This is a genomic window from Leptolyngbya sp. GGD (assembly GCF_026735145.1).
Lineage (GTDB): Bacteria > Cyanobacteriota > Cyanobacteriia > Leptolyngbyales > Leptolyngbyaceae > Leptolyngbya > Leptolyngbya boryana.
This window is the reverse complement of the sequence record NZ_JAPQKE010000001.1, coordinates 1,902,422-1,915,158: the sequence shown is the minus strand read 5'-3', so window position 1 is coordinate 1,915,158 and position 12,737 is coordinate 1,902,422. Positions and strand designations below refer to the sequence as shown.

Genomic DNA, 12,737 nt, shown 5'->3' with positions numbered 1-12,737 from the left:
TAGTCATTGCATTAGAGACTTCTAGAAGCTGAACTGGGTGCGAATATTACCGACAAACACGGTTGGGTTGCTTTCAAAGTTGTTGGGATTGAAAATCGCATAGAACGTCGGCACGATCGCGATTTTTTCCGAAAGTGGGTAGAAATATGAGGCTTCTAGCTCATACTGCGTTCCGCCGTCTCCACCCCCAGAAGCGAAGAATTGGCGACCTCTCGTGATGTCCATCGGCATCACAAATGCCACTGTTGCTTGCGCGCCTTTTTTACCCAAATCTGGGAAAGCTGCCCCAACTTGGAACGATTGTGTTCTCACTTTGGCATCGATCGGATTCAGGGTGAGATTCGCAAAGCTATAGCGTCCAAACAGTCCAATTCCAGGCGTAATCAACCAGTCAAAATTCACGCCGAACATGCTGGCGGTGGCATAGCGCAGACCGCCTCCGATTCCACCTTCTGAGAAACCGGGACCTGCATCCAGATAGCCATAAGGGATTGGTTCACCGATCGCGCCTCCCACTTGTCCACCGTAGGCTTGAATTCGCGAATAGTTATATTGCAGGCTCAAGTTAATATTACTACTCGGAGAATAGGTGAGTTCCGCAGATGCAGTATTCGTGCCGCCAAAGAGTCCAAATCTGGGAGAGCTAGAGGTATTGAAGCCAAATTGGGAAGGAAGAAATTCAGTGTTCTCACCCAGATAGCCCACCGCAAGCTTGAGTTGCCTGTTCAGTTGCCATTCTACAACTGCACCGGAACCGCGATCGATTGTATTCGACTGAGTACTATTCGAGGTATCAAAGCTTGCTCCAGAGCCAAAGATGGACAAGAAGCGGTTGCCATCAAAGTGGCGATACCAGTTGATGCGAGGGCCGACTGTCACTTTAATTGCATCATTGAGTGGGAAGCTATAGAACAAGTCCCGGATAATGATGTCGCTGACTCCATTGGTTGTCCCAGCCGTTTGATCGAAGAAAGGAACGCCGCTGGCATTGTAAAAGCCTGCTGAAGCGTATTGGTTGTAGGGCGATCGACCGTTACCGGATGCTAGCTGAGTAACTAACTGATCTTTCCCGCTAAATGACGTGACTAACGTTAACCAAGCTAAGAAACTTGCTGTAATTTCTGGATCTTCAGCGACAACCCGAGTCGGCTGTCCATTCGTTCGCGTTGCAAAGAATCGTCCTTCTGTATTGTTTCCGCTACCTGCAGGACCTTCAAAGACGACATCGCGGTTTGCACCTGCACCTGTGATATTGAACCAGACGTTTCCGAACAGTTTTGTCGTAGTTGAGAATTGCTGTTTCTCAAGGGTAGTGGTGCGGGCTTCGAGAGAGTCCACGCGACCACGTAAGGTTGCAAGTTCGGCGGCAAATTGTTCTTGCAGCTTTTGTAGTGCGTCAAGGTCTTCTTTTTTAACCAGATCAGCAGTTGAAGCGGCGATCAGTTCGTTGACGCGATCGAGACAAGCATTTAGACCTGCTGCAAATTCATAGCGGGTTAGCGCGCGATTGCCACGATACGTTCGGTCAGGATAGCCTGCAATACAGCCGTAGCGCTCGACGAGAGACTGCAAGGCTTGGAATGCCCAGTCGGTCGGGCGAACATCGGTCAGTTGAGATACTGAGGTGACTTGAGCCATCTCAGCTGGAGTTTGAGTATCAGGCGCATTGAGTTCGGAAACGCTTAGAACACGCTCAAAACCCGGAGTTGCATCTTTTACATCGGATTTTGCTTTATCGACGATCGCGTGTAAATTCGCTGCCTTGATCGCTGAATTAGAAACTTGGACTTTTTCTGACGCTTGAGCAGATTGCATCCAACATAACGCGACTGGAGCTGCTAACCACAGCTTCCAGTGTCGAATAGAATTTGCCATTTTTCCTCACACCAAATGAAATTCACCAAGGATGTATGGTATCAAACATTCTTTCGCGGATATGTAACGTGGCGTACGGATATGGCATGGGGATGTCAGGCTTTGCACACACAAAATTGCGCTGTCGGCTATCCCTCCTTGGGGTTAAGTTTCGGATGCTAGTTGATGGCATTCATTTTGCGGAGTGGGGAGGAGACGGGAGAATGTAAATTCATCGCTTATGGGTGAGTACAACGAGAACAAGTGATGAATGGGTTAAGGTTTCAACTTGCATGGGTTGCCACCTTCACTCAAACTTGGGAAGAGTCCGATATACATACCATTTTTCATGTGATACGCTAATGAATACAGCATCGTAATAGGCATTGAATTTAAGCCTTGCAATCGTATTTTGGAAGCCTAGCTCCAGGGTCAGCATCAGCACAACCGAAGATAGTGTTAGCTTCGGATGGTCACAAGTACCTTGAATCGCTTGTAAGTAGCTGCTTATGAAAGTATTTCAATTCAGTCCACATGAGTTAGAAGCGTTGCCTAAGACAGAAGATAATCGGCTGCTCTTTCAAGGCAGAACGTTTGTTGAAGATTTCAATGTGTCCCAACGTGTCTATCAGCGTGTCATTGAGCAGTTGCGGCAGCAAGATGACGAGACAACCTTCTGCCTCGTGGTTGAGATGGAAACAGGCTATATGACCTGGCGAGAAGTGAAGCCTTCCCCTGCTCCAATGGCAGCACATGTTACCGAAGTGATCGCGCTCAATCAACCACCCCAAGACACGGTTAGCATACTGCCAGTGACCGAGACGAGTATTCTCGATCCCGATCAAGCGACACAAGTGGTGCAACCTGAGTTGGCAGAGTTGGAGCAGGCTGAGGCGATTCCGGTAGAGCCATCGACACTCGAGGTTCCGGAGTCACCCGCAGCCGACGTGCCTTCTCCGCAACAACCTCCGATACGCAAGTATCGAGGAGTCCCCTATGCTTCTCCGGTGATTGAAGTTCCGGATTCATCTGCATCTGACGTGCCTTCTCCGCAACAACCTCCGATGCGCAAGTACCGGGGGGTGTCCTATTAAGCACTTCACATCTTTATATCGATTTTGGAGTTCCGAGTCAGTCTATGACGATCTAGAGAGTTGGGGCGTTAAACGTAGTCAACGTCAGTTCGGGTTAACGTTTGGGCGACTGGCGAATGGAATTCGCATCGGCACAAGAGCGAAATCCCTTATTCCGAATTCACGTTAGTCAAGTTCTAGCAAGTTGGCACTTTTTCGGGATTTAGAAATCAACTCGATCGAAATTAGAAAAGCCCGAGAAGGGCTTTTCTGATGTTGCTACTTTGCCTTGGCTTCTAGATTTTCTAGGCGACTCTTGAGATCCTGGTTTTCTTGCTTGAGTTGATCGAGTTCTTCTCGAAGCTGTTTGAGAGCTTTGTCAGAACCTGCGTTCTTTTGCACGGTTTGAATCGATTCTTCGGCAATGCGGCGAACGCGACCATCAGGAGTTTGATCCGCAAGCGATTGCAGAACTGCGATCGCTTTTGTTGTTTCCATTTGTCCTAAGGCGACTGCAACCGCGACTTGAGTTAGAAAGAATGTCTCACGCGAGAGAACTTTCAGTCGATCGAGAATGCGCTCTAAGTTGAGCTTGTCTTGTCCGGTTGAGATTGCGCCAAGTGCTCGAATTGCAGCAAGACGCAGAGGTTGAGGTACGCCAGGTTGCGTGTAGTCCAGAATGAGATTCAGGGCAGATTCAGACGTTTTGAGTTGGCTCAGTGCTCCGATTGCGCCTGCTCGAACAATTTCATTCCAACCTTGACGCTGCTTGAGAACGGAGTCGATCAAGCTTAACGTGTCTGCTTCTGAAGAATCGCTCAGACCTGATGCAGCTACTTTTCCGAAACTCCGAAGTGCGGCAGCTTCGGTGTAGTAACTTGCATCGCCTTTCTCAACGATCGTGGCAAGTGCTTTGTAGCTTTCAGGCGTTGCAATTTGAGCGAGGCTTGTGACGATCGATTTTCTCACTCGTGCTTCAGGATCGCTCAATCCAGCAATCACAGCTTCAACGGCTTGATCGAGTTTGATCGTTGCTAGGCTTTCTGCGACTTCAGCACGAACTCCCCAGAATGGATCGTTTTGCAAAGCCTCAGAAAGTGCTTTGACTGCTTCGAGTCCGCCTTTTTTCGCGATCGCTTGTGCTGCATAAATTCTGGAAACAGGATCAGGGTCATGCTGCAATTGTGCTTTGAGTTCTGGCAGCGGATACTCTAGAGCTACTGTTTTAAGATGATAGTTATCGACATCAAAGCTAATGAAATCAGGCTTGCGATCGCAGGGGAAGTAAAAGCTTTGCTCTTTTTCATGCACTCGAACTTTCAAGAGTTTCGAGTCACCGTCGATGTAGCGTAGCGCGATTGGGATTCTCAGATCAAATAAGTCGGGTTGAGTCTGAGTCACCGTAATCTTTGCTAGGTTACTATCTGCGTCATAGCTGTAGCCGAGTTTGAAATCGGGATGTCCACCGCGATAGACATATTGATCAAACAAGAAGGTAAGATTGCGCCCGGTTGTTTTCTCGATCGCTCTGAGTAAATCGATCGTTTCTACGGTGCGATGAGCATTGTCTTTGAGAAAAGTTGCGATCGCGCTGTAAAACAGTTCATCACCAAGTTCTGCTCGAATCATGTGATAGACACACGACCCTTTTTCATAGATATGTCGATCGTAAAGCTCGATCGCTTCTCGATACACATGAGTTACGAGCGACCGCCGATAGCGCGAGGAGTCTTCATCTAAATACTGTCTCGCTTGACCGAGTAAGTAATACAGTGCTTCTTCTCGCCCGTATTCTTCCTCGAACCACATGACTTCTGCATAAGAAGCCATACCTTCTTTGATCCACGCATGTGACCAGTGCTTGATCACGATCAAATCGCCAAACCACTGATGCGCAAGTTCGTGAGCAACTAAAGATTCGGTACTGCGATTGTCGATCGCGGCACGTTCGTCGAGTAAACAGCGATCGGTGAGTAATGTTGTCGAGGTATTCTCCATCCCTCCAAAAATGAAGTCATCGACGCAGACTTGAGCATATTTGGGAAAAGCATAAGAGTAGCCATACTTTTGACTATAAAACTCAATCATGCGAGGCGTTTTACTCATGCTCAGACGAGCTTGATCTTCTCGTCCTTTCTCGACATAGTAAGTGACAGGTTTGCCGTTCCATTCATCGCGTAGTTCGGCAAAATCTCCGATCGCTAACGTCATCAGATAAGTCGGATGAATTTCTCGCTGATACCAATGGAAGATTTGGGTGTCACCTTTGTCTTCAGTAGCAATCAGATCACCGTTTGAAACAGCGATAAAAGGTTTTGGAATCTCGACGCGAATTTCAGAAGTAGCAAGCTGTCCAGGATAGTCAAAGCAGGGAAACCAAAACCGCGAATCTTCATCTTCGCCTTGCGTCCAAACTTGAGTCGGCTTATTCGGATAATGTTCGTCTGGAGCAATGAAGTAGATACCACGTTGAGGTTTTTCGACGTAGTAGGCAATGACTAACTCGATTCTTTCTGCAATTTTAGTCGGCTGTTTTAGCTGAATGTTTAATAGCTCTCCGTCATAGTCAAACGGCTGTGAAACGTTGTCGATCGTAATCTTTTCAATATTGAGATTGACTGCATCTAACGTTAATCGATCGATCTGGTTGCGAACTGGGTTCAACCGAATCTTGCAAGTGCCTCGATAGCTTTGATTCGGGATGTCGAAAATCAAATCGAGCGCAATATGCTCAACTTGTCCAGGGCGATCGGGATTGTAGTGCGGACGTGCGCCGGGTAGCTCGAAGGATTTGTATCCATTATTGTCTGTATCGTGCATGAGTTCGTGCAGCATAATGTGGGTTCTGAAGCCTACGATTTTCAAGTTTAGCCACAGTTTGGCATTGCGAACCCTTGGACATGATTAAACTTTTGAATGAAAGGAAATGAGCAAGCATCGTTTTATGCTTGCTTATTCATGTTCCTGGGCGCGATCGTAAAGTTTCACTCATAAAAGAGCGATCGCCCAGTCGTTTCAATTGCGGCCCATATTTGCCGAATTCCACTACGCTGACCGAAGCCGCAGGCATGTCAATACGATCGCGATATCGCCCTAAATCAATGCCGAGCAATCCACACAGCACAATCCGCAACGTGGATTTATGTGAGACAACTAAGACATTGCCTGATTTATGAGTTGCGGTAATTTCAGAAATGACGAGTTCTGATCGGCTATCAATCTGAACTGCTGTTTCTCCGCCAGGGGGAGGATTCCAGGCGGGTTCTGTCATCCAGTCTATATAGTTCTCTGAATCATTTTTCCGAACCTCGTCTTGAGTTTTGCCTTCCCATTCACCAAATTGAAGTTCTTTTAATCCGTCTCGTAATTGCATTTCTAGTCCAACTGCGTCGCAGAGCGGTTTTGCAGTTGCGATCGTGCGTTTCATCGGGCTGACATAGGCGGCTGTCCAATCGAGATGAGAATAGGCTGCGGCAAAGGCTTCTGCCATTTCGAGTCCTTCAGGAGTGAGGTCGGGATCGAGCGAACCGCAGAATCCGCCAGTGCGACTATAGATCGTTTCGCCGTGGCGGATGAAGTAGAGCGTTAATGCCATGATTCAGAGAATAACTTTTACATCAAAGTATCAGGACAATGAATCGAACAGGGTTCATTCGGAGGACAGATCTTCAGTGGGTCGATCTTCCAGACTTCTTTCACATATTCGCGAATCGAGCGATCGCTGGAAAATTTCCCCATCCGCGCTGTATTTAAAATGGACATGCGCGTCCAGTGGTCTTGGTCGCGATAAGCCTCGCCCACTTGCGTTTGAACGTCAATATAAGATTGATAATCCGCAAAGAGCAGATAGGGATCTTGATACATCAATGAACCGACCAACGGTTTGAAAAGTGCTGTATCACCTTTGGAGAAAAAGCCAGAATTAATGCGATCGATGGCAGCTTTCAATTCTGAATTGGCGATGTAGTACTGCATCGGATCGTAGCCTTTCGCTTTGATTTGGGAAACTTCTGAAGCCGTTAGCCCAAACAAAAAGAAATTCTCGGCTCCGACTTCCTCACGAATTTCAATGTTCGCGCCGTCGAGAGTTCCGATCGTTAAGGCTCCATTCATCGAGAATTTCATGTTGCCTGTGCCAGAAGCTTCTTTTCCAGCAGTTGAAATCTGCTCAGACAAATCAGCAGCCGGATAAACGCGCTGTGCAAATTTGACGTTGTAATCTTTGAGGAAAACGACCTTAATGCGATCTCGAACATCCGGATCAGAATTCACGACATCTGCAACCGAATTAATCAATTTAATGATTAATTTCGCCATCTGATAGCCAGGTGCAGCTTTGCCACCAAAGATAAAGGTGCGGGGCGTAATGTCTAGATTAGGATTCGCTTTGAGACGATTGTAAAGCGTGATAATGTGCAATACATTCAAGTGCTGACGCTTGTATTCATGAAATCGCTTCGCTTGAATGTCAAAAATTGAATCAACATTCACTTCAATTCCATTTTGTTTTTGAATATAGTTTGCGAGATCTCGTTTGATCGCTAGCTTGATCTGTCTCCATTCACTTCTAAATTCTGGATTTTCGACAAAGGATTCGAGTTTGCGGAGTTCTTGTAGATTTCTAATCCAGTGATCGCCGATTTTACTAGTAATCAGTTTTGTTAATCTCGGATTACTCAGCACCATAAATCGGCGCGGTGTTACCCCGTTGGTTTTATTGTTGAAGCGCTCTGGATACATCTCAGCAAAATCGTGCAAGACATCTTGCTTGAGCAATTGAGTATGCAGTTCAGCAACTCCATTGATCGAATAACTGCCCAACGTTGCTAAATGCGCCATTCTCACATAGCGATCGCCACTTTCATCAATGATCGACATGCGCCGAATGCGCTCGTCATCTTTCGGATATCTCAATCGCACTTCATTGAGAAATCGCCCGTTAATCTCATAAATAATTTCCAAATGCCGAGGCAGTAAAGACCCAAACAGCCCAACTGCCCAGCGCTCCAACGCTTCAGGTAACAGCGTATGATTCGTATACGCCATTGTATTTTGTGTAATGTGCCACGCCTGATCCCACTCGATGTCATGTTCATCGAGCAGCAATCGCATTAATTCTGCAACTGCGATCGCGGGATGCGTATCATTCAGTTGCACCGTAAATTTCTCGTGGAATATCGAGATCGGTAATCCTCGGCGATCGCAATGCGTCCGAATCATATCTTGCAGCGAACAAGACACAAAGAAATACTGCTGCTCTAAGCGCAACTGCTTACCCTGGATCTGCTCATCATTCGGATAAAGAACCTTAGAGAGGTTTTCAGAAAAGACTTTGTTACCAACTGCACCATAGTAATCGCCTGCATTAAAGGCTCGGAAATCAAACGATTCGACTGCTTGGGCTGACCAAAGCCGCAGGGTATTCGTACTACTCGTGTCATAGCCTAAAATCGGCGTATCGTAAGGCACACCTTGCACCATACGATCGGGAATCCATTTCACCCGACTCCGCCCTTTTTCATCGGTGTAACGCTCGGTTCGTCCCCCAAATTTGACCTCGAATGCCCATTCTGGACGGGCAATTTCCCAGGGATTGCCATTTTTTAGCCATTTATCTGTAATTTCGACTTGCCATCCGTCGTGAATATCTTGATCAAAAATGCCAAATTCATAGCGAATGCCATACCCAACTGACGGAATATCCAACGTCGCCATCGAATCGAGATAGCACGCTGCGAGCCGTCCTAAACCGCCATTGCCGAGTCCCGGTTCTTCTTCTTGTTCGAGCAATGCCTCAAAATTCAACCCGAGTTCTTGAACCGCTTGCCGCATCCGATCGTAGATACCCAAATTGATCAAGTTGTTGCCTAAATGCGGTCCCATGAGAAACTCAGCCGAGAGATAGCACACTTCGCGAGGCTGAACTTTCGTATAAGTTTGAGAACTAATTAGCCAACGGTGAATTAAGCGATCGCGCACCGTATATGCCAGTGCCATGTAGTAATCATTCAGTGTGGCAATCTCTGGAAACTTGCCTTGAATATAGAAGAGGTTATCTAAAATCGCACGTTTTAGGGTTTCAATCTCTAAGCCAGTCCGATCGTCTTCAATTCTGATTTGAATATCTTCAGTTTGCATAACATGACCGCAGAACGGATGTGCTGATAAGGTAGCAAGAAAAATCACCTCAGATTAATAAATAATTGTGAAAAATGCGGAGCGTCGATCGCTGAAATTTCGCTCATCATCCGGCTGAAGAGAGTGGCTACCTCCGGATAGTTTTGTGTTGGTGCAGAATTGATGCACAATCAGACATGCCAGCGAAAAAAGGAAGGAAGTTCTGGAATGACCTGTAAAACCGTAGCAACGCAACCGTTTTCCGATCAAAAGCCTGGAACATCAGGTTTACGGAAACTCGTTTCAGTCTTTCAACAGCCCCACTATTTAGAGAATTTTGTCCAAGCGATTTTCGATAGCATTGGTGATTTCAAAGGACAGACTTTAGTTGTCGGCGGTGATGGTCGATTTTACAATCGTCAGGCGACGCAAATTATTTTGAAAATGGCGGCGGCGAATGGTTTCGGTCGGGTGAAAGTCGGTCAAGGCGGAATTCTTTCAACGCCTGCGACCTCGGCTGTGATTCGCAAATACAACGCGTTTGGTGGCATTATCCTATCCGCCAGCCACAATCCGGGTGGCCCAGATGGCGATTTTGGCATCAAATACAACATCGACAATGGCGGCCCTGCACCGGAAAAAGTCACGGACGCAATTTACGATCGCAGTAAGACGATCACCGAATACAAAATTGTCGATGCTCCGGATATCAATCTCGATATTCTCGGCACTTCAACGCTTGAAGGCATGACCGTTGAAGTGATTGACTCGGTGATTGATTACGCTGCATTGATGGAATCGCTGTTTGATTTTGATCGAATTCGTCAATTGTTCACAACGGGCAAGTTCCGCATGTGCATGGATTCACTTCATGCCGTGACCGGATCGTATGCTCATGCGATTTTTGAACAACGCTTAGGCGCACCGAAAGGAACGGTTCAAAATGGCGTTCCGCTCGAAGATTTTGGCGGTGGACACCCTGATCCAAATTTGGTCTATGCACATGATTTAGTCGAAGTCATGTTTGGTGAGAACGCACCGGATTTTGGAGCCGCATCGGATGGCGATGGCGATCGTAATATGATTCTCGGTCGCAATTTCTTTGTGACTCCCAGTGATAGTTTGGCAGTGCTTGCTGCGAATGCAACGTTAGTTCCCGGATATCGCAACGGACTGGCGGGAATTGCACGATCGATGCCGACTTCTCAAGCTCCCGATCGTGTTGCTGCGAAGCTTGGAATTGATTGCTATGAAACCCCGACCGGGTGGAAATTCTTCGGCAATCTGCTCGATGCAGGGAAAGCAACTCTGTGCGGTGAAGAGAGCTTTGGAACCGGATCAAATCACATTCGTGAGAAAGATGGACTGTGGGCGGTCTTGTTCTGGTTAAACATTCTGGCAGTGACCGGAAAATCAGTTGAAGAACTGATGAAAGAGCATTGGCAGACTTACGGACGGAATTACTATTCGCGGCACGATTATGAAGCGATCGACAGCGATCGAGCAAACACACTGATCACTCAACTGCGCGACAAATTGCCGACGCTCAAGGGTCAGAAATTCGGCAGTTACGAAGTCGAATACAGTGACGACTTTAGCTATACCGACCCGATCGATGGCAGTGTCAGCCAGAAACAAGGTGTGCGGATTGGCTTTACAGATGGTTCGCGGATTGTGTTCAGACTATCGGGAACGGGAACACAAGGCGCAACTTTGCGACTGTATGTGGAACGGTATGAGGCTGATCCGACGAAACACAATGATGATCCTCAAGTCGCATTGGGTGAATTAATTGCGATCGCGGATACAATTGCTCAGATTAAATCGTTAACGGGCATGGACAAACCAACCGTGATTACCTGATTAGGGACAGTATTTTAAGTTACATAGTTTCTTCAGCATCTCATTTTTGGGGTGCTGATTTTTTGAAATGACACCTTCAATTAATGCATCTAGAAAAATCAAAGAAAAAATTTCACCAGCTTCTTGAAGTAGTAGAGAAGCCCCTTTGGTTTCAACCTTGCACTCTAGAGGAAGTTGATGAGTTGAGAGGATTTCTTCAGCTTTCACTTCCGGAGGCATATGAAGAATTTCTTCTGTGGGTAGGGCATGGATGTGAAATTTTAGACTCACATGGGGGGCACTTTTCTTCAAGCAATGGTGTTAATTTGCAAGAATTAGCATTTGGGATTATGGAAGACAATGAAGCCTTAGAAACTCTTCCAGATGACGCGATCGTCTTTTGGATTTTTGATGAAGCTTATTCCTTTGCTTTCATTCGAGCATCAGAAGGAGATGATCCGCCAATTCACTACTTCTCGGGCTTACAACGAGATGCAAATGGTCAATATCAAAATCATCCAAGTGTGCAATGGAACTGGTGCTCAACATTAGATAAACTCTGCCTGTCTTGGATCGAAGCTTGTATAGAACGAAGATATCCAGCACCCTGACCCAACTAATTCTGCCCGGTCTTCTCAGATACACCACTGCCAGAAGGGAGTGATGCAATGGGGTTGGGCGCAAATGGTGGAAGACCGTTACCCACGGCAAAAGATGGATTGCCTGATCCATTCCGTCCGATTCCACAAATGCCGTCGAATCCACCTGTTTCGCCACCGCTCAATTTACCCATTGGTTTAGTTCCGGGTGATCCCATTTCCCCTGGGGACAAAACTCGTGACTTGCCGAGTGGAGGCATTGCACCGTTTGAAGAGGTTGACCCAACTCGTTACGACGGTGCGCCTCCCAATTTTTTACCGGATGGCGACAACGACCCAAATGCTTGCAAACCTAGAGCGCTCTCTAAACCCATTTCTGACATGGATGAGTTGGAGGTTCTGCTTGAGGTACTGAGCCGAGTTCCCTGCCAAGTGGGGAAAGAACTGCGACAGCAAGTCAAAGAGATTCTAAGCAACCCAGCCGTTCTAGGCATCATGCTGCTAGTACTGATTGTGGGCACGATTTTTGGCGGATTGATATTTGGGGCAATTCTAGCAGTCGTCGGTTTTGTTGGAGATGCACAAGAACTCGCGAAGTTCTTTCAGGCGTTATTTGAGGCAAAAGAGAAGAATCGAGAAGACAAATTGAATGAGGCTGCTGTTGCTTTGGGTGTGTTGCTGGCATCCTATGGAGCAGGCAATATGGGCAAGCTCTTGGATGCGTTGAAAGTATTCAAGGGTGGGATGCTGAAAGTTGGTGGACAAGGAATCTCAGGCGCGACGAAGTTAGTTGATGTTCTCGGTGTTGAAGCAGCGGCAGGATTGCTGAAACGATTCAAGTCAGCGGGCAATTATCGGCGTTTGGAGGAACTATCTCAAGCGATCGAGAATTACCCACGCATCATTGAAGCGATGAAGGCGGTGAATGCTCGTCAATCAGGAGCAGCAGGAAAAGTGACTGAAACTTTCTTAGGGTTTGGTACAGATGCACTTGAGATTTTGATGAGGCGGGGTAATCCCAGAAGCTTAAGCATTGGATTGAATGGAGGGAGTAAGGGATTAGGAGAGAATCTAGAGGCTTGGATAGGAAGGTTGGCAGAAGTCTCACCGCAAGAAGGTGCGAGAATTTTGGATGGATTGAAATTAGAGATGGCATACATGGCACAATCACGCTATTTACTGAAAGGAAACCTTGTCTAGCGTGCGCTCCCCTCCTCGCACCAGGTGGTACATGGAATCAACTCTTCAAAAA

The 12,737-nt window shown here is 46.9% G+C and carries 9 protein-coding genes; 4 read left to right on the top strand and 5 right to left on the bottom strand.

The window, feature by feature from the left end:
* Positions 1-21 precede the first annotated feature (21 nt).
* Positions 22-1,875, bottom strand: coding sequence for an iron uptake porin (locus OU814_RS08920; protein WP_268182025.1), 1,854 nt, complete (start codon positions 1,873-1,875; stop codon positions 22-24).
* Between the two features lie 488 nt (positions 1,876-2,363).
* On the opposite strand from OU814_RS08920, the gene OU814_RS08915 reads away from it, so the two are divergent.
* Positions 2,364-2,948, top strand: coding sequence for a hypothetical protein (locus tag OU814_RS08915; RefSeq protein WP_268182023.1), 585 nt, complete (start codon positions 2,364-2,366; stop codon positions 2,946-2,948).
* A 258-nt stretch (positions 2,949-3,206) separates the two neighbouring features.
* Here the strand turns inward: OU814_RS08915 and OU814_RS08910 are convergent, their stop codons facing one another.
* The 3 genes from OU814_RS08910 to OU814_RS08900 form a co-directional block, all read right to left on the bottom strand.
* Positions 3,207-5,762, bottom strand: coding sequence for a M1 family metallopeptidase (locus OU814_RS08910; protein WP_268182022.1), 2,556 nt, complete (start codon positions 5,760-5,762; stop codon positions 3,207-3,209).
* A gap of 121 nt (positions 5,763-5,883) precedes the next feature.
* Positions 5,884-6,522, bottom strand: a complete 639-nt coding sequence (locus tag OU814_RS08905) for a histidine phosphatase family protein (protein WP_268182020.1) — start codon at positions 6,520-6,522, stop codon at positions 5,884-5,886.
* A gap of 17 nt (positions 6,523-6,539) precedes the next feature.
* Positions 6,540-9,065 carry a glycogen/starch/alpha-glucan phosphorylase gene (locus OU814_RS08900; RefSeq protein ID WP_268182018.1) on the bottom strand — a complete coding sequence of 842 codons (2,526 nt, stop codon included), beginning with the start codon at positions 9,063-9,065 and terminating at the stop codon, positions 6,540-6,542.
* A gap of 207 nt (positions 9,066-9,272) precedes the next feature.
* On the opposite strand from OU814_RS08900, the gene OU814_RS08895 reads away from it, so the two are divergent.
* Entirely contained in the window at positions 9,273-10,907 is a 1,635-nt protein-coding gene (locus OU814_RS08895; protein ID WP_017289258.1) for an alpha-D-glucose phosphate-specific phosphoglucomutase, read from the top strand.
* On the opposite strand, the gene OU814_RS08890 is transcribed toward OU814_RS08895, so the two are convergent.
* A complete protein-coding gene (locus OU814_RS08890) occupies positions 10,908-11,126 on the bottom strand; it encodes a hypothetical protein (RefSeq protein ID WP_268182015.1) in 219 nt (72 codons plus the stop codon).
* On the opposite strand from OU814_RS08890, the gene OU814_RS31310 reads away from it, so the two are divergent.
* Together OU814_RS31310 and OU814_RS08880 are read left to right on the top strand one after the other, a co-directional pair.
* On the top strand, positions 11,090-11,497 hold the full coding sequence (locus OU814_RS31310) for a hypothetical protein (RefSeq protein ID WP_326498291.1): 408 nt from the start codon (positions 11,090-11,092) through the stop codon (positions 11,495-11,497). The genes OU814_RS08890 and OU814_RS31310 overlap by 37 nt on opposite strands.
* A 57-nt stretch (positions 11,498-11,554) precedes the next feature.
* A complete protein-coding gene (locus OU814_RS08880; protein WP_268182011.1) occupies positions 11,555-12,685 on the top strand; it encodes a hypothetical protein in 1,131 nt (376 codons plus the stop codon).
* The last annotated feature ends 52 nt before the right edge of the window (positions 12,686-12,737 follow it).